Genomic DNA, 19,861 nt, shown 5'->3' with positions numbered 1-19,861 from the left:
TTCCCCCTTTACCACAAGCTTCTTTCTGTTAATTTTCTTGAAATACCGTTAGCCGTTAATACTAACACCAATCCGATAAGAGATTCGAACAATCCAATCGCTGTCGCATAACTGAAATTACTTGATTCAAGTCCAACACGATATAAATAGGTAGAAATAACATCTGACGTTTCATAGTTTAATGGATTATATAAAAGTAATATTTTTTCAAAACCTACAGCCATAAAACTACCAATATTTAAGATTAATAAAGTAATAATTGTCGGTAGGATGCCTGGAATTGTAATATGGAGTGTCTGTTTCCAGCGATTTGCTCCATCAATTTTTGCAGCTTCATATAATGAATCATCAATAGTTGTTAGCGCTGCCAAATATAAAATTGCTCCCCAACCCATACCTTGCCAAATTTCTGAGGTAATATAAATCGTTCTAAACCATTCTGCTTGTTGAATAAAGTTAATTTTCTCTCCTGTAAAGAATTCTACTATGCTATTAATTGAACCATTTACTGCCGTTAATTGTAGAATCATTCCTGCAACAATTACAATAGATAAGAAGTGAGGCAAATAAGAAGCTGTCTGGACAAATTTCTTGAACTTTTTACCCTTCACTTCATTTAATAACAAGGCAAAAATAATCGGCATTGGGAAACAAAACAATAATGTTAGTCCACCAATAAGGAGGGTATTCGTAAAAACATTCCAAAAGGTAGGATCATTGATAAACATTTTAAAATAATGTAATCCAACCCATTCTTCCCCATAAATATTGCCCCCAGGCATAAATCTTCTGAATGCAATAACATTACCAATCATTGGACCATATTTAAAAATCAATAAGTAAATAATTGGTAAAATCAATAATGAGTAAAGCTGCCAATCCTTTTTTAGTGATACTCCAATAATGGCAAATTTACTTTTTTTCATATCCTTCAATACATTAACCTTACCCATCTTTTCGACCTTAACTTCCCCCATATTAACCCCCCACTCACTTAATAAATCTGAATATGTAGCCTTTGTTTTACTAAATACTGATCTGGATAAGCTCTCCTGCCTCAACTATAAAGCGCTTACAGAATTGAGATAAAGGTGTCTTACATATGTGTTTTTTACAGTCTTTCTGGAAATAGTTTAACATATTAGAATACTAGTATGGTAGTTCATTCCGCATAGACGTAGACTACTATTGGTGAAAAGTCAGTCTACCTCGTACTCTGTTACACATTAGACATACTAGTATGGTAGTTAAATTCATTGTAAACTAAATATTCTTTATATTCAATACGTTATTTTGTTTTTTAAAAATAAATTTTAACTTAATTTATTTAATAAACTATCAGACACTACATTAGCTGTAACTTTACAACTAAGTATCACGATATTTTATCCTAGATTTCATACCATTCATATTCATACTAAATAGTTTTTACATACCAGCAGACAAGCATAATCTTGATAAATTGTTAATAATGTAAATTACATATTAAATTTTTCGAGCGCTTACTATAACAAACTATTTTTCTTGTAAAATAAAAGAGATCGTTTACTAGGGAGGCCACATTTATGAAACGTTTTTCGAAAGAGGAAAATAGTTGGATATTCTATGATTGGGCAAGCTCCGCTTATTCAATTATTATTTCAACTGCTGTTTTTCCTTTATTTTATAAAGCAGCAGCGACAAATGCTGGAATTAGCCCTGCCAACTCTACTGCTTATTTGGGTTACACAATTGCGATTGCGACATTTATTTTAGCTATGCTTGGACCAATTCTAGGTACAATAGCTGATTATCAGGGATTTAAGAAGCGTTTTTTCAGTTTCTTCTTTTCTTTAGGGTTTATTTCTACGGGAATACTTGCCTTTATCCCAAGTGACCAGTGGCTACTCTTGCTTATTTGTTATACCGTTGCAGCAGTTGGATCTTCGGGTGCAAATGTATTTTATGATGCATTTTTAGTAGATGTTACGACAGAGGAACGAATGAACCGCATTTCTGCACACGGGTTTAGCTTTGGCTACATCGGCAGTACAATTCCATTTATTGTTAGTATTGCGATCATCATTTTAGCACAAAACGAGATAATTCCAATTTCCACAACAATAGCTAGTAAAATTGCCTTCATAATTACGGCTTTATGGTGGGCAGTCTTCACAATTCCTCTATTTAAAAATGTTCAACAACGATATTACATTAAACGAGAATCCAGCCCAGTTGTAAATAGCTTTAAACGTCTAGGAAAAACCTTAAAGGAAATCCGTAAATATCGATCATTATTTTTGTTCCTGATCGCTTATTTCTTTTATATTGACGGCGTAGGAACGATTATAACAATGTCTACAGCATATGGTACAGACTTAGGTATCAGCTCAACAAATCTACTTATTATTTTGTTTGTTACTCAGGTTGTTGCTGCACCATTTGCGATTCTTTATGGAAGATTGTCTGAGAGATTTACTGGAAAGAAAATGCTCTATGTTGGAATTATCATCTATATGATTGTTTGCATCTATGCTTACTTTTTAAAAACAACAGTAGACTTTTGGATTTTGGCCATGCTTGTAGCAACCTCACAAGGAGGAATTCAAGCCTTAAGTCGCTCATACTTCGCAAAACTTGTACCAAAGGAAAAAGCTAATGAGTTTTTTGGATTTTATAACATCTTTGGGAAATTTGCGTCAATAATGGGACCGCTATTAGTAGGAGTAACAGCACAGCTTACTGGGGATTCAAATAGTGGAGTGTTCAGCCTTATTCTTTTATTTATAGTTGGTCTTCTCATACTTGTTCGTGTTCCCGAACCGAAAACAGATATAGCTTCTCCTGTAGATCATAAATCCTTTTAAGGAAAAGCTTTTAAAAGATACACAAGCTATGTACAAATAGGAGCCAGCTTTTCATTTTGCTAGTTGGCTCCTTTTTATACATCATATCCTAAAATTTCATTACCCTTCAAGACCTGGTGAACTCGATACTTTTTCATTCACACCCTGTGCTTTCATTGCTTTTTGAATAACCTTATAAAAATAGAGAAACGAAAAATATGCACTTAGTGAGCCTACAAAGAATGGTAGTAAAAATGTAAAATTAAAGCTTATAAAGATGAGTGCTCCATTTATAAGTGCTACACCAATCGTAGAAAACGGACTACCTATAGCAAGAATGAACGAACTTTTTAATGAAGTAAAGAACTTCATTTCAAAGTGTACTGTATAAGAAAAGAAATAAGCATTCCACGTGAAAAAGAAGGCCGTTATCACCATAAACATAACGATAAAAAAGACAGATTGCTGCTGAAAGAACATAAGATAGTTTAAAACCCAACTTGTCCAAAATAAAGTAAAAACAACGCCTATAAGTAAACTTCTCTTATAATTTTCTTTATAATAGCGTAAATAAGACCTCAAAATTGGGATATCCCCATCTCCCATCACCCATTTTCTAACTACCCCATACATTGCAGCAGTAGCTGGAAAGAAAATAAATGGTGCTAATATGGCAATCATCAATAAACCCATCTGCAAGTTGGAAATGTCACCAACTAAAAGAGTCAACAAAATATACACAATAGGGAAATTAAAAAGAACCCACAAAACATTTGTTAACGAAAACCGCATAATTAAAACCGATAATTTATAAAAGCCGCCCATCATGCCGTTCATTTCCATTTGCTGCCCCACCTTTAAGCGTTTTCATTTTTAACTATTATAACATTACTAAACTAGTATCTATTAATAAATTTACATTAAATTCATTTTATTTTTACTTAATGGTCTTATTCGTGCTTTCCTTCAATCAAAAACTAAAAAAAGAGGTACCTTAGGGAACGCCCTTAGAGTAACACCTCTTTTGAATTTTTTACATTTAAGAATTACAGGTTATTTCCTGTTAATCAGTGTCAAAAAATTGTTTTACAATATTATAAGCAAGTTTAGGCCTTCTATAAGCGTCTACAATTCCTTTACTATTTTGGGTTCCAGCTCTATTAAGAAGCCAACCAGTTGCCTCAGTCACTCGACAATCACAAAATTGCCAAATGTACATACCTGAAATGAAATCTTTAGAAGTGTACGCCCTTAAATTCTGTTCAAGAATATCCGCTTGTCGTTCTTCTGTTCCTTTCACACGACTTGGTGAACGATATCCATAGTACCCATCTCCACCAAACTCACTCATAATAATTGGCTTGCCTTTTCCACCTAGTTCTTCTGCCCACTTTTTCGCTTGTTCTGCTAGCTCATTTGGATCTTCATCTGTATACCACTGTGGATACAAATTAAATGATACGATATCAACTAAATCAAAGCATATGTCTAATTCTCTTTGATGAGAAGCAAAGGTTAATGGCCTACTCTTATCCATTTTTCTGATTTGCTCTAGTTGTTTCTTATATTCAATTTTTCCTTCTACTGTATTACTTGCACATTCATTTAGAATCGCCCAAATAATAACACTTGGGTGATTATAGTGATTTTCAACCATTTCCCTGTTCACAGCTTCACATTGACGAGAGAAATTAGGATTTAGCATTTGTTCCAAACTTAGTCCTCTTGCATGATTTTCCTCCCACACAAAGATTCCTTGTTCATCACACAGATCTAAGAATCGTTCATCATTTGGATAATGGCTTGTGCGGACACTATTCGAACCCATATCCTTCATCAAGTTGAGATCTTGTACCATTAATTGATGGGGAATGGCTGCACCAACAATAGGATGATCTTCATGACGATTAAATCCTTTAAGTAAGATATCTTTTCCATTCACTTGGATTTTACCATTAAGGGTTGTAACGGTTCTAAATCCTACACGTTCAATTAAGTCATCTATAGGAATTTTATTACCATTTGAATATAGCTGAATGTCTAAAAGATATAATGTTGGGTCCTCATGTGACCATTCTTTTACATTTGGGAATTCCTTTCTGGTTGAAATAACTGTTGTCTCAAATGGAGGTATTTTTGCATTTCCTATATTCATCTGATCTTTACCTAGTGTTCCTTTTAATTCAATATCAATATCATGATCAGATATATTTCTTACTTTAATACTTACATCACTACTCCATATCCCATCCTTTAGTACCGGGGTAAATTGAATTCCTTCAATAAATGCTTCAGATATCTCTTCTAACACTACTGGCCGAATTAATCCACCATAAGTATAATAATCGTTTGGAATATGTAAAGCAGATGCTTCAGAAAATAAATTGTCCACATAAACCTTTAATTCATGCTCCCCCGCCTCTACATCGGTCATTACAAATGAGAACGGGGTATAGGCGTTATAATGCTCGCCTACCTTTTCCCCATCAAAATAAACTTCTCCCGTATGGCTTACACCTTTGAATTCCAATCGAAGCGATGTCTTTCTGCTTAATTCTATTTTTCTTCTATAAACACCCTTACCGCGATAGGTAAGAAGCTCTGGGTGCATTTCCCAACAACCAGGAACAGGCATTTTATAGGTGTATTTTATAGTAGATTCCTTTTCTATTTCTTCTACCTTTGCAAAATCCCAAGTACCATCTAATTCTGTGATTTTCCTTACTTTATGCGTTTGAAATAATCTAATCATGGTACTCCCCCCACTTACAGTACTCGGATCATCACTACTTTAGCTTATTGCTTGGGAAATTATATTAGCCTCTTATTCTTTTAAAGTTAATGCACTACTTTCAAATAAACTTCCTTTTAAATTGCTGAACGATTAAATGTTTATAACCTTATTTTAAGTTCTCCCACATTTGGATTTGGAAGCAATCGAACACCACTCATAGTAGCTTCAACAACTCCTCCTTCTAATGCTTTAAGTTCTTGGATTCCTCTCAAAAGAACACTCCAATTACTAGATGTTCCATTTGTAGAAATATAGATCTCGTTACCTTCCCGTTTAGCCTCGACCGTGAGTTTTGGCATTCCCTTTGGATCATAAACTGTTGTTGATGCTGATCTCCCATCCTGCAATTCATACAAATGCAACTCAACATTCTCGGCATAATCGTAGTCAGGTCTGTCATCTACCTCTCCTATAGCTAGTAAACTATTAGCACGAACGTATAAAGGCAAACTTTGATAGCCATGTTCTTCCTTTCTCCAGCCCCCACCTTCAACCTTCTCACCCGTCAAGTAATGTGTCCAATTTCCTTCAGGTAAATAAAAGGAAACTTGGCCGCCTTCTTGGAAAATTGGTGCAACCAATAAGGAATCACCAAGCATGTACTGACGATCTAGGTTCTCACATGCAGGATCATCTGGAAATTCAAGTAACATAGCCCTCATCATTGGATATCCTTTTTGTGAAGCATCACAAGCAGCGGAGAACATATATGGCATTAATCGACATTTCAGTTTTGTAAAGAAACGCAGAACATCGACTGATTCCTCATCATACATCCATGGTACTCTGTACGAACGGCTGCCATGTAAACGACTATGACTAGAAAGTAAGCCAAATGCAACCCAGCGTTTATATAAATCAGCAGAGGAAGTGCTTTCAAAACCTCCTATATCATGACTCCAAAATCCGAACCCAGACAGACCTAGTGACAAACCACCGCGCAAGCTTTCCGCCATTGCTTCATATGTTGAATCACAATCTCCACCCCAGTGCACAGGAAACTGCTGTCCGCCTACTGTTGCTGAACGAGCAAATAATGCAGCTTCTCCTTTACCAAGCTTTTCTTCAAGCACATCAAAAACAACTTTATTGTAAAGAAAACTATAATAATTGTGCATTTTATGCGGATCAGAACCATCGTAATAAACGACATCTGTTGGGATACGCTCTCCGAAATCGGTTTTAAAGCAATCTACACCCATATCGATCAACCTTCTCAAGTGAGAAGCAAACCATTCACACGCTTGTGGATTTGTAAAATCAACAATCCCCATACCTGGCTGCCATAAATCCCACTGCCACACGCTTCCATTCTCCTTTTGCAAAAGATATCCTTTTGACTTTCCTTCATCAAACAACTTTGACTTTTGAGCAATATATGGGTTGATCCAAACACAAATCTTTAGCCCTTTCTCTTTCAGGCGTCTCAACATGCCTTCAGGATCAGGGAACACCCGTCTATCCCATTCAAAATTACACCACTCATACTCTTTCATCCAGAAACAGTCAAAATGAAACACATGGAGTGGTATATCACGGTCGATCATTCCATCCACAAAATGGTTCACTGTTTCTTCGTCATAGTTTGTCGTGAACGAGGTCGTTAACCACAGTCCGAATGACCATGCCGGTGGCACAGCCGGTTTTCCTGTTAATGAAGTAAAGTTCTCTAAGACTTTTTTCGGAGAAGGACCATTAATAATGAAATACTCTAAATATTCACCGCTTACACTAAATTGGACCTTAGATACCTTTTCAGAACCAACTTCGAACGAAACATTTTCTGGATGATTGACAAAAACTCCGTAACCTTTATTGGTTAAATAAAACGGTATATTTTTATAGGCTTGCTCTGTACTTGTTCCACCGTCCTGATTCCAAATATCGATACTTTGCCCATTTTTAACAAAGGGAGTAAATCTTTCACCTAGACCATAAACAGATTCACCCACTCCTAGTCCTAATTGCTCTCTCATATATGTTTTCTTATCTTGGGTTGTTACATAGCCCATGCCTCTTGAGCCACTACCCGTTAACTTGCCCATGCTATTGTAAAAATCCACTGACCAGCCTTCTTGCTTATTAATCTTAACGGTCAGGTCTCCACTCGTTAAACTTGCTTCGGTTTCATTATTATTAATGCTCACAGGTGTATTGGAATGGGGGAAAAGTTCAAATTCTGGCCCTTGGTGTTGTTCTCCTTTAAAATGATACATTTGGACACGGATTACATCCTGCATTGGTGATGAAAATTTCATGGTAAATAGCGGTCCTGTTAACGTATGTCCACGTGTTTCAATATGCATGAAAGGTGCATAAACGGTTAATGACTGATCATCTTTTTCTACTTCATTCACTTCAAAGGGACTGTAAATATTTACTCCCTCTCGGTTTAACCAGTTACCATTACTAAATTTCATTTTTTCCATCTCCTTTACATATTTAATTAATAAAACCTTACATTACGGAAAAAACCCCTCTTTTTAAAACAAGAGGTTTTTCCACACCGATTTATTCCTTCACAGAGCCTAGTGTAATCCCATGAATAAAAAATCGTTGTAAAAACGGGTAAACGACTAATACAGGGAGCATAGCAATAAAGATTTTGGCTGCATTTAATGTTCTATTTGAAAGCTCACTCATTCGTTTATACTGATCCTCAGTCATGCTTGCCGGATCAAGGACCACCGTCAATTGCTGAATATATGTCTGTAATGGATAAAACTCTTCTCTTGTCATAAAAATTAAACCGTACAAAAACTCATTCCAATGATAAACAATACTAAAAAGGCTAACTGTTGCTAGTACTGGTACAGAGAGTGGAATATACAATTTGTATAAGATATACCAAGGCCCTGCGCCGTCCACTAGTGCTGCTTCTTCTAATTCCTTAGGTAAATTACGGAAAAAGTTTATTGCCAAAATAATATTAAACACGATCGTCTGTGCCCCACCAACTAGAACAAGAGACCAAATACTATTGAGTAAATCATATTCTTTAATCGTCAGATATAAAGGAATTAGCCCACCATTAAACAACATTGTAAAAATTAAAAGCCACATTAATATGTTTCGCAGTTTAAAGTCTTTTACAGTTTTAGACAGTGGATAAGCCATAAGGGGCACAATAATAAAGTTAAGGGCAGCTCCAAGTACTACACGCTTTATTGATATCCAAAAGGAATGAAAAAATTGTGCATCCCCTAATAATTGCTTATATGAGTTAATATTAAATCCCACAGGCCAAAACGCGACCTCTCCAGCACTTGCAGCTGATTTTGAGCTAAACGAAAGAGCTAATGTATACCATAGAGGCAGAATACACGTTATGGCAATTCCGACTAAAATAACAATGAGTAAAATGTCAAATACTCTTGAGCCAATCGTCTTATCTTTGACCATCCATCTTCACTCCAATCTTTTAGAAGATACGATAATTTGTTGTCTTGTAAGCCAAGAAATAAGATAAACTTATGAGAATAAATCCAGCTGCAGATTTTAATAAACCAACTGCTGTTGCAAGCTCATACTGTAGATCCAACAATCCGGTACGATACACCCAAGTATCAATGATGTCTCCTGTTGAATATACAAGTGGATTATATAAATTAAAGATTTGATCAAATCCAGCATTCAATACATTACCTAAGCTTAATACGGTTAGTAAAATAGCGGTTGTTCTAATTCCAGGAAGGGTGACATGCCACAAACTCTGTAAACGCGTGGCACCATCGATTGATGCAGCTTCGTACAAAGCTGGATTAATCCCTGTTAATGCTGCAAGGTAGATAATCGTATTGAATCCAAATTCCTTCCAAATATCACTTCCAACAACCAGAATAGGAAACAGGTCTGCTCTTCCAAAGAATAAGATCGGATCAATACCAAATAAAGATAAAAACTGGTTTACTGGACCGACATAAGCAAAAATATCTAAAAGAATGCCCCCTAAAATAACCCATGATAAAAAGTGAGGCAAATACACAATCGTCTGAATCCATCTTTTTAATACCATTAGGCGTAATTCATTAAGCATTAATGCAAAGATCAACGGAATAATGAGATTTCCTATAATTTTCAATACAGCAATAAAAATGGTGTTAAAAAAGATATCCATCGTATCATTTAATGTGAACATATACTCAAAATGCTCAAGACCAACCCATTCTGAGCCAAACACTCCTTGTACCGGATTATAGTCTTGAAAGGCAATTGCAATTCCAAACATTGGGACAATACTGAATAATAATAGCCAAATAAATCCTGGTAGAAGCATAAGGTAATAATGCTTGGCAAAACTTTTGTTTTTCATAGCCCGTTTCCCTCCTGACTTCTCTTTAATAGATTAATAGAAAAAGGCTGACTCAAAAGGGCTAACCCCTCCAACAAACACCAATATCATGAACTTTCCCTTTAGTGAAAAAATCCTACCTATTGGCTTTGAGGGATCTGGCCCTTAGTTTTTGAGACAGCCCGACTAGGAAATTTAATTATTCACTACTTCTGCTACTTCATCTGTTATTTTATCTCCGCCTTGTTTTTTCCAATCTTTAACAAATTTATCGAAATCATCAAGCGGTGCAGCGCCCATAATAATTTTTAGGAAAACTTCATCCTCCATCTTTTTAAGGTTTACCCATCTACTTTCCATCGTTTTTGTTTGTCCATAGATTTGGCTGTAAACCCCGTTAATTTCTTGATCTACAAGTGGTGTTCCACCAACCATCAGCGCATAGGAACGAGTCCATGCACCTAAATCAGCCTTTGGATCCCAGTACTGGATACCCAACTTGTCGTAAGGCTCCAATTTGACCTTTTTAATATTTTCTGCGTCTGTTACTAATAATTTATATTCTGGTTTATCTTTGAAGTCTTCAGCTGTTTTCGTACCCGCCAACACTTCCCTAAGTGCCTTAACACTATATTCAGTTTCATCAGAAGGGGCAAAAACGAGTCTCAATGGATAAAAGCCCGGGCCACCTTTACTAGGATCAAATGTGGCTTCATTTGCTAATAAGTTATTTAACATTTTCATAGCTGCTTCAGGATGTTCATAATCCTTACGTACTACCACAAAGCGGCTTGAAGGAGTACTCATGTGCGGACTATATTTTCCATCTGCATCAAGTGGTAGAGCATATGCTTGCCAATTCGCTTCTGGATTCGTATTGACCGCATCTGTTATTGGTCCATAAGGCATCCACCAAGGAGCAAAGAACATCCCAGAATTTCCACTAATAACAGATTCACCGGAATCTTCACGTACTCCCATTTCCTGATCTATTAATCCTTTAGCATACATATCTCTTAATTTAGCCAGTGCTTCTTTTGTTTCTGGTAAGGTGGAGCCATATACAGGATTACCATCTTCCCCCTCTACCCAGTAGCCAGGATTGGCATTGTATGCAGAAAAGATTCCATCAAACCCATATAGGTTGTTTGTCGACTCCAGAAAATTAGCATACAATTTATTATTTGTATCTGGCCCTGAAAGACCTATTGTATCTGCTTTCCCGTTACCATCTGGGTCTTGCTCAGCAAAAGCCTTTGCCACCTTCTCCAAGTCCTCAACTGTTTTCGGTGGCTCTAATCCTAATTTGTCCAACCAATCTTGACGAATCCACAATAAGTGAACCCCATCTGCCTGTAGCTGCACACTCGGGATTGCCATCATTTTCCCATCAAATGTAACACTTTCTTTTGCAAGGCCGTTCGTACTTTCAAGAATTCTTTTGATAGCAGGAGAAGCATACTGCTCGTAAATCTCTGTCAAGTCCGCAAGTTGCCCAGCCTCATACATTTGTCTTAATTCCACAGGTCCGACTATCATCGCATCTGGCAAATCGTTACTGGCAATGGCCAAACTGACTTTTTGATCGTAATTGGAAGGTGATGCAGTAAAATGATGTTCTACATTAATATTCAAATTTTCTTTTACGCTTCGAGTATATTGATTATCCAATGGTGTATCACCTGAAGGTAAACTCGTATCACTTGGATCAACCTCTTGGCCAACTCTTATCGTCACCGTTTCCTCGTATTTACCAAATGGGTCAGGTGGATTTTCAGAATTCGTTTTATTCGTTTGACTCGTTTCCTCAGATGAAGAACCACCATTCGAACATGCGGTAACGAAAAGTAACAGAATCGCAAGTAAAACCATCCAAGCTTGTTTATTTCTACGCATACTATTTCCCCCTTTTTTACTGTAATCTTTTAATCTACAAATGTACTATAACATAAATGTAACCGCTTCCAAGTTAGAAAGCGGTTGCCAGTTTAGGGAGAGTAATGACCAATTATCTTGCTCAAAACTTTCTTTTATTCTACTCATTTAAAATAATCAAACATATCTCACCCTAATAAAGGACATATCTCACCCTTTTTGATTCATTTTACGGTACTCGCTAGGTAAACTTCCTGTTTTTTTACGAAAAATACGACTGAAATACTTGTCATCCGCATAGCCTGTATTCTCAGCAATCCATGTTACCGTTTTATTAGTATGCACTAAATAGTCTTTCGCTTTTTCAACCCTTACGTGACGTACATATTCATTAAATGTCATACCTACCAAATCTTTAAAGCATTGGCTAAAATAACTTCGGCTCATATTGACCCTTTTTGCTATATCTGAAGCATGAACTGGACATGCCAATTCTTCATGTATGAATCGAACTGCTCTCATAATACTCTTTTGAACATCACTAGAAAATAGATTGTTTCCCATTGATTCGTTTAATATATCTCTGATCGAGTAAAACCAATTTTCAACATCATACCAACTATTCATTCCAACCGGTAGCTCTAACTTCGAAATGACATGGTTATAAATCCGGATCCATTCATTGATTAAAAAATACAAGAGATTTACTAATCTTGTTTTCGGCAAATGTAATCCTTTCATTTCATTCAATAGCTTTTCAAACTCGGAGGTCTGTTGTACCCAAGTTAGAGTCAACCATTGTTCCTTTAGCTGTGTAATCTTTTCCTCGTCAATGAGAGAAGTATTACTTTCTAGATCTTGTACAAACAGGTAGATCCTTTTTTTCTCTGGATGATAATCATAGAAGAAGCGATTTTCTTTATATTCAATCAAAAGTTTTTGGATTTCATTTTTATTTTTCCCAGTAAGCCCATTCAGTATAATGATTCTGCAATCACAATTATCTTTTTGATCATAAATTAATATCTTATCTAATATGTGTTTGCAGTCCTTCTCACTTGTAGGTAGCCAGAGCCAGACCCCCTCATCAATCAACTCTGGATGATAGTCTAGATCACCCTTTTCCTCTATGATTCTTTTCATAACATCGGTTTCAACAGTGGAAATCAAAGCATAGCCTTCATCGATTTCCAATACCTCAGAAGAATCCTCCCCCATAAAATGTCGGTCATTTTTGCCCTTTGCATCCAACATTCGCTTTTGAACTCTAGCCAAAACCTCTTCAAAACTTTCCATTTCCATTTGAACTTTAGCAATATAATCAATTGCCCCTAACCGTAAGGCATCTTGAATATATTCAAAATCTTGGTGCATTGTTAATACTACAATTGAAACACTGGGGTGAAGCTCACGGACACTCCTCATTAATTCTAAGCCTGACATCACAGGCATTGCTAAATCAGTAAATAGCAAATCGATCTCATTCGACTCCATGAATTCTAGTGCCTTTTCTCCATTTTTTGCTTCTCCTACCACTTTCATATCATAATCCTGCCACGGCATTGTCGAAGCGAGGCCTTTCCTAACTAATTTATCATCATCGACGATAAGCACCTTAATCACGAGCTTCCACCTCCAAAATTGGTAGAGTCAGAAAAACACTCGTTCCCTTACCTACTAGACTTTTAATCTCTAATTTCGCTTTTCCTTCATAATGATTTTCTAACATTCTCTTTACATAATTCAATCCAATTCCCATGCCATCCTTCTGCTGTTTCGTTTGATTTTGGTTTAATAATTTCTCTATATCTTCCTCTGAGATCCCCGCACCATTATCATTAACTTCTATTTGTATTTTATGGTTATCGTTCCTCACTTCTACATAAATGTAGCCTTCATCACTCAGCCCATGGTAAATTGCATTCTCTACAAGCGGTTGAAGGATAAATCGAGGCACCGGATAATTCAAAATTACATCATCAGTATGAATACGGACTTCAAAATCAAAGTCATAACGGAATTTCTGGATAGCCAAATATTGCTTTAATGTTTCGATCTCTTCTACAATTGTAGAGGTTTGTCCCGCCTTTCCTAAATTATAATACAGCAGCCTATTGAGAGATGTAACAAGCCGACTGATATCCTTTTGATCATTCATTACAGCAAGCCAGTTAGCGGTGTCCAATGTGTTCATAAGAAAGTGGGGATTGATTTGATATAATAGTTTCTCTACCTCAAGATCAGCTCTTCGCTTTTCTTTTTGTTCTACTTCCTTAAATAGATCTGAAATTTGATTTTTCATCTTGCGAAATTGACTGAGCAAATAGTCAAATTCCGGAATACGTGTACGAAAGGTCTCGGATTGAAAATCACTCTGCATCATCCAATTGATTTCTTTATCAAATTTCTGCAAAGGCTTATACACCATTTTCCACAGCAACCAAGCAATGCTGAGACTTAGCACTCCAAAAATTATGGATAAGTATATCATTTGCACAACCCATTGGTTTTTCTCTTCATTGTATTTTGCCACTGGTATTAATGAAATAATGCTCCACCCTTGATCACTCGTCTCTTTAAACCAGTAATATTGGTTGAGCAAACCTTTGCTAGATTTCCCACCTTCAAAATAGGTGTTTTTCTGAAAGAGGTTATCAACTTGACTATATACGATCCTCCCATTATTATCTAAAATCAGGTAATAATCCTGCTCTCCAGTTTGCTCTCTTTGTAATATATTTTGTGTAAGTTTTAAATCTGATTCAATATAAATATAGATATCATCCCTTTCTGGCAAGCCAACCTTTCTTAATACAGAAAATACATATCTATTACTATGGAGTTCATTACTAATATGTGGACCAAAGTTTGCGATTCTAAAATGATTAACTAGTAAGGGTAATCGACTAATTGTAAAGTCATTTTTCACACCAGAGGTATTAAATAAGTACCTATTTTCTTCATCAGAATAATACATCGTTAAACCTATTCCAGGGTTAGTGAAGGTAATTTCATTCAATTTCGTCTTGATATCCTGATAATATTTTGCACGTTCATATGGTTGTTCCGTGTGTAAATATGTGTCCAAATAACCCCCTACACTCCCGGGGATGACAAGTTGCTGTGAAACATGGTTCAAGTTGTCGATTGTACTTTCAATTGACTGTTGAACATTTTTCAAATTGCTTCGCACTCCAGAATCTAGTTTACTGCTCAGTATTGAAGACATGGCATTATATGAAATGAGTGCTGTACAGACAAAAGGAATTAGTGTACCAACAGCAAAAATAAACACGATTCTTTTTTTTAATGTAATCTGTTCCAAAAGGTTTGAAATCTTTCTGTTTATTTTCATTAGTAGCATCCTTGTCTCTATTTCTAGTATTATATCTTTATAATATCATGATAAATACACCTTGCAAGCGCTAACAACATATAACTTCTTTAAAAGCTATTTCTCCAGAACAAAAGCGAAAGCGCCTTGATCAGCCTAAGGCAAATAAGAATAGAAGGCGTTCTTTGCCTTCAATTCTAAATTAGCTTATGACCTCGAGGGGCTAGGCGCTGGAGCTGGATGTCGTGCGCTTATCCACAGTACAAGAATTTTATAATTTCCTAAGCGATAAAAAAGCAGGCTATCAGTTAAAAACTAATAGCCTGCTTCTACACTTATTCATCTAATAAGTAGATGTCCTAACTTTTTTCGCTTTACGCTTATTTATTACCTTTTTTGCAATCGGATAAATGATAGGGGCCCATTTCATGATTTTTTTCATTAGTCTTTTCATAGTTACCTCCTACTTCTTTATTATTGATATTCCCGAGTCTAGTAGAAGGTAAACATTGTCTTCACCCTAATTTACTATTTTCCAATGGCTGTTTCCGCAAACTTTGATGCTATTTACCAAGTAGTGCGGTGTGGTTGATTTCGTTTTAAAAGCAACAATCTCTTAGAAAAGAGTCTTTCCAATTATCTAGCCTACCCTTGAAACTTCTTTCCCTTGCTGAAGCTGGTACATTTGGAAGTACTTTCCCTTTTGGCCGAGTAACTCTTTATGGCTGCCACTCTCGACAATTTCCCCGTGGTCCAGTACAAGAATTTGGTCCGCATTACGAATCGTTGAAAGGCGATGAGCAATGATGAATGTTGTTCTACCTTCCTTCACAATATTTAATGCTTTTTGAATCATTGCTTCAGTCTCAGTATCAATATTAGCGGTTGCCTCATCTAAAATTAGAATCGCTGGATCATACGCCAATGCACTGGCAAAGGAGATTAGCTGCCGCTCACCAGCCGATAATGTGCTACCTTTTTCAAGAACGGGTTCCTCATATTGGTTTGGAAGCTTTTCAATAAATCGATCTGCTCCTACATCCTGTAGAGCCTTTTTAACTTTTTCCTTTGTAATTGCTGGATTCTCTAGACTCACATTCGTTTCTATTGTCCCAGTAAACAAAAACGGATCCTGCAGAACGATTCCCATATGCTTTCTAAGCTGTTGACGAGGAAGCTTACTGGTATCCATTTCGTCAATCGTAATACTCCCTCGATCAATGTCATAATAACGGAATAGAAGATTGATAATCGAGCTCTTTCCTGATCCAGTATGACCTACTAATGCGACAGTCTCTCCCTTTTTTGCTTCAAAAGAGATATCTTTTAAGACATCATTTTCTCCATCATAGGAAAACGAAACATGATGAAATTTAACATTCCCCTCATACCTTGGTAATTCATCCTCATTTACAGCCTCACCTTTTTCATCTAGAAGCTCAAAAACTCGTTCAGATGCAACTCGTGCTTGTTCTAACTGTGCAAGCTGATTCACAATATCAGTTACCGGCTGGAACAAACGGTTAAGGTAGTCAACAAATGCATAAAGCATTCCAATTGATACGATTCCAGCTGCACTTATCGATTGCCCGCCAAAATACCAAATTAACACAACAAACGTTACATTACGAAGGACATTAACTAAGTTATGAGAGGTCATTGAATTTAAGCTAAGTAACTTATTTTGATAAATAAAGTGTTCCTCGTTTAACGTCTCAAATTCCTTCATTGTTTGTTCCTTACGTCGAAATGCACGAATAATTGGCATTCCTTGTATGGATTCATTAATGATCCCATTAATGTCACTTACCCTTGTTCGGATTAAATGATTATACTTTGAGGCAATCTTTCGATATAGCAACGTCCAAATTATTATGATTGGAACCAAGAGCAGTGTAATCAACGCAAGCTTTTGATCAAGGAAAAACAATGCCACAAAGATACCTGTCATATAGATACCACTTGTAAAAAAGGTCGCTAGAACTTTTACATATAGCTCTCTAATTGCTTCAGTATCATTTGTTACACGTGAAACAATTTTTCCAGCTGGTCGATTATCGAAATAGTTGATTGGAACTCTTTGTATATGCTCAAACACATCGGTTCTCATTTTTTGGATAATACGATTAGCTGCTTTTTGAAGCATGAGTGATTTTCCATATTGGAAAAATGCTGCAATAAAAAGCAAACCAACATAAAAACTAAGCAGGAGAATAATTGGTTTGATTTCAGGTTGATAAAATGCAAATAACTCCTGTTGGTTTAATTTATCTATTTCATAACTTACTTCGTCAGAACCATTTGATATTGTTAGCATGTCGCCACTAATTGATCTCTCGCCGTCAAAAGGGAGATGCTCCTTGGTTACATAAAAGGAACGTCCTACTTGGACAATTTGTATCTCGGCATCCCCCAAAGAGTTTTCTTCTGTAACATCCGAACTTCGTTTGAAATAATGCTCGTTATACAGAACAGCTTGATCATCCTTATTTGTCACTTCAACCCAAGGGCTTTCAATCCCTATCATGTGGTCATCAATCATCTTTTTTGCAAGGAAGGGCCCTGTAAGCTCAGCTGCAACAGCAAATGTTAGCATCGCAAGAGCTACTATAATAGTTTTTTTGTAGAGAAGTGCGTAATGAAGGAGGCGTCTTCCAGTTGTTTTTTGTTTCATTTAACTCACCTCTCCATAGGAATCAGACTGCTGCCGATCAAATTGCTCTTTATACCATTTTCCCTCTTTTAGGAGCTTTTCGTGTGTTCCTTCCTCCACAATTTCCCCTTCATCCATTACAACAATCCAATCAGCATGCTGAACAGCTGATAGCCGATGTGCTGTAATAAATGTTGTTTTTCCAGCTCTTTCCTTACGAATATTCTCAATAATCTTCGCCTCAGTTTTTCCATCCACAGCAGACATAGCATCATCAAGTAATAAAATTTCTGGATCTTTAATTAATGCCCTTGCAATTGAAATCCGCTGCTTCTGACCACCTGATAATGCAACACCCTTCTCACCAACAAGTGTATCTAACCCTTTTGGTAAAATAGCTAGATCATTATTAAAGGCAGCTAAGTGTAGCGCATTATCAATTTCCTTTTCACTCACTTCTTCTTTTCCAAACTGAAGATTTTCTCTGATCGTTCGTGAAAAAAGAATTTGCTCTTGTGGTACATACCCAACCCAGGAATGGACGCTGTCAATCGCAATAGCTTCTAGCGGTATACCTGATACTTTTAATTGTCCAGTCCCCAATGGATACTCCCGTAACAGCTGTTTTAACAAAGTAGTCTTTCCACTACCTGTTTTGCCAACAACTCCGATTGTTTCGCCTCTTTTCACATGTAACGAAACGTTTTTTAAGTTGTCATTTGTTGAGGTTGGGTAACGAAATGTAACATTTGAAAATACAATCGACTCTGCTACAGTTACTTCATCAGGATTGTCGTGATCCTTCACGTCTGCTTCATAAGTAAGGATTTCATTTACTCGATCTAGTGAAGCATTTCCACGCTGAAGGATATTGATAAGCTCACCAACAGCAAACATTGGCCAAATTAACATTCCTAAATAAATGTTAAAGCTAATTAATTCTCCTAATGTGATGATTTGATGAAAGACTAGATAAGCACCATAGCCAAGACCAATTACATAGCTTAAACCAACAAGAATTTTTATGGTAGGTTCAAATAAAGCATCAACCTTCGCAACAGCAATATTTTTGTTATAAACATCCTCTGTCATGTCATTAAAGCGTTTTTCATCAGCTTTTTCCTGTACATATGCACGGATAACTCTAACACCTGCAATTGACTCAAGAACATTGTCATTCAAATCACCAAAGGCATTTTGAGCGACTGTGAAACGTTGGTGAATAAGCTTTCCATAATAATTAATTGCAATTGCCATTAGTGGCAGTGGTAAAAGAGCAGCAAGTGTAAGCTTCAAACTAATCGTGAAGCTCATCACGATGATAATAATAATCATAAAAATGGTGGAATCAATTAAGGTTAAAATCCCGAAGCCTGCTGTCATTGAAATCGCCTTCAAATCATTTGTCGCTCTTGCCATTAAATCGCCTGTTCGATTCTTTTCATAAAAGCTAGGAGTCATCGATAATAAATGCCTCATAAAGCGATACCTTAAGATTCTCTCGATTAAATGAGCTCCTCCGAATAACTGGTACATCCATACGTAGGTTATGCCATAGCTCAAAACAATAAGTGCACCAAAGTAAACTAGTAACTCACGTAAGCGTTCACCAGTCATCTGCCCAAATTGAATATCATCAATCGCAATTCCGATAATTTTAGGTGGAATAACATCTAATATACTAACAATGATTAATAAAGTAATCGCAACTGTGTATCGTTTCCAATACTGTTTAAAAAACCAACTTATTTTCTTAAATACTGAGAACACTGAAAGGTCCCTCCCCTATTATTAAAAGTAAATATATGTTGTTAGCCACCTTTCATCCAATCTAAATAAATACGAATCACCTTTTCTTTTTCCATCTCAAAAACTCCTTTCAAAAATTCATCCCATTCTTAACGGGTATATCTATATAAACGAGCAAAATGCTCGGTATTTAAATTAAGGTTGTTTTATTAGATAAATACAGCAAACTATTAAAAAAGAGCCCTAAAAACACAAAAAGACATCATGCGTAATCGCACGATGTCATAAAAAGACACAAAATAAACGCACGTCACTTAAATAGTAACCTGCGTTAAATGTA

Annotated in this window: 13 protein-coding genes; 1 reads left to right on the top strand and 12 read right to left on the bottom strand. The window is 36.3% G+C overall.

The window, feature by feature from the left end:
• Nucleotides 1–8: 8 nt before the first annotated feature.
• Nucleotides 9–926, bottom strand: coding sequence for an ABC transporter permease (locus I7822_RS13455; protein ID WP_207979166.1), 918 nt, complete (start codon nucleotides 924–926; stop codon nucleotides 9–11).
• A 639-nt stretch (nucleotides 927–1,565) separates the two neighbouring features.
• Between I7822_RS13455 and I7822_RS13450 the strand changes: the two genes are divergently transcribed.
• Nucleotides 1,566–2,846 (top strand): MFS transporter, encoded by a 1,281-nt coding sequence (locus I7822_RS13450; protein WP_207978960.1) that lies wholly within the window; start codon nucleotides 1,566–1,568, stop codon nucleotides 2,844–2,846.
• Nucleotides 2,847–2,945: 99 nt separating this feature from the next.
• On the opposite strand, the gene I7822_RS13445 is transcribed toward I7822_RS13450, so the two are convergent.
• The 11 genes from I7822_RS13445 to I7822_RS13400 all read right to left on the bottom strand — a co-directional run bounded on the left by I7822_RS13445 (nucleotide 2,946) and on the right by I7822_RS13400 (nucleotide 19,542).
• The gene (locus I7822_RS13445) at nucleotides 2,946–3,668 is read right to left on the bottom strand and encodes a YesL family protein (RefSeq protein ID WP_207978958.1); all 723 of its coding nucleotides are present in this window, start codon (nucleotides 3,666–3,668) and stop codon (nucleotides 2,946–2,948) included.
• Between the two features lie 220 nt (nucleotides 3,669–3,888).
• A complete protein-coding gene (locus I7822_RS13440) occupies nucleotides 3,889–5,577 on the bottom strand; it encodes a glycoside hydrolase family 2 protein (protein ID WP_207978956.1) in 1,689 nt (562 codons plus the stop codon).
• A 140-nt stretch (nucleotides 5,578–5,717) separates the two neighbouring features.
• Nucleotides 5,718–8,039 carry an alpha-xylosidase gene (yicI, locus tag I7822_RS13435; protein ID WP_207978954.1) on the bottom strand — a complete coding sequence of 774 codons (2,322 nt, stop codon included), beginning with the start codon at nucleotides 8,037–8,039 and terminating at the stop codon, nucleotides 5,718–5,720.
• 91 nt (nucleotides 8,040–8,130) lie between these two features.
• A complete protein-coding gene (locus tag I7822_RS13430; RefSeq protein ID WP_207978946.1) occupies nucleotides 8,131–9,021 on the bottom strand; it encodes a carbohydrate ABC transporter permease in 891 nt (296 codons plus the stop codon).
• Nucleotides 9,022–9,040: 19 nt separating this feature from the next.
• Nucleotides 9,041–9,931, bottom strand: coding sequence for an ABC transporter permease (locus I7822_RS13425; protein WP_207978944.1), 891 nt, complete (start codon nucleotides 9,929–9,931; stop codon nucleotides 9,041–9,043).
• A 174-nt stretch (nucleotides 9,932–10,105) separates the two neighbouring features.
• Complete coding sequence (locus I7822_RS13420) at nucleotides 10,106–11,806, bottom strand: extracellular solute-binding protein (protein ID WP_207978943.1); 1,701 nt, start codon at nucleotides 11,804–11,806, stop codon at nucleotides 10,106–10,108.
• A 189-nt stretch (nucleotides 11,807–11,995) separates the two neighbouring features.
• Nucleotides 11,996–13,408 (bottom strand): response regulator transcription factor, encoded by a 1,413-nt coding sequence (locus tag I7822_RS30460; protein WP_207978941.1) that lies wholly within the window; start codon nucleotides 13,406–13,408, stop codon nucleotides 11,996–11,998.
• The gene (locus tag I7822_RS13410) at nucleotides 13,401–15,140 is read right to left on the bottom strand and encodes a sensor histidine kinase (RefSeq protein ID WP_207978939.1); all 1,740 of its coding nucleotides are present in this window, start codon (nucleotides 15,138–15,140) and stop codon (nucleotides 13,401–13,403) included. The genes I7822_RS30460 and I7822_RS13410 overlap by 8 nt, the downstream gene beginning before the upstream one ends.
• Before the next feature lie 322 nt (nucleotides 15,141–15,462).
• On the bottom strand, nucleotides 15,463–15,573 hold the full coding sequence (gene yxzF / locus I7822_RS30830; RefSeq protein ID WP_504739645.1) for a small protein YxzF: 111 nt from the start codon (nucleotides 15,571–15,573) through the stop codon (nucleotides 15,463–15,465).
• A 186-nt stretch (nucleotides 15,574–15,759) separates the two neighbouring features.
• Nucleotides 15,760–17,793 carry an ABC transporter ATP-binding protein gene (locus I7822_RS13405; protein WP_207978937.1) on the bottom strand — a complete coding sequence of 678 codons (2,034 nt, stop codon included), beginning with the start codon at nucleotides 17,791–17,793 and terminating at the stop codon, nucleotides 15,760–15,762.
• Nucleotides 17,794–19,542: an ABC transporter ATP-binding protein gene (locus I7822_RS13400; protein WP_207978935.1), complete on the bottom strand. Its 1,749-nt coding sequence runs from the start codon at nucleotides 19,540–19,542 to the stop codon at nucleotides 17,794–17,796.
• Nucleotides 19,543–19,861: the final 319 nt, after the last annotated feature.

Source organism: Metabacillus bambusae (genome assembly GCF_017497975.1).
Lineage (GTDB): Bacteria > Bacillota > Bacilli > Bacillales > Bacillaceae > Metabacillus > Metabacillus bambusae.
The sequence above is the reverse complement of the archived record's forward strand: the minus strand, read 5'-3'. Positions and strand labels throughout refer to the sequence as shown.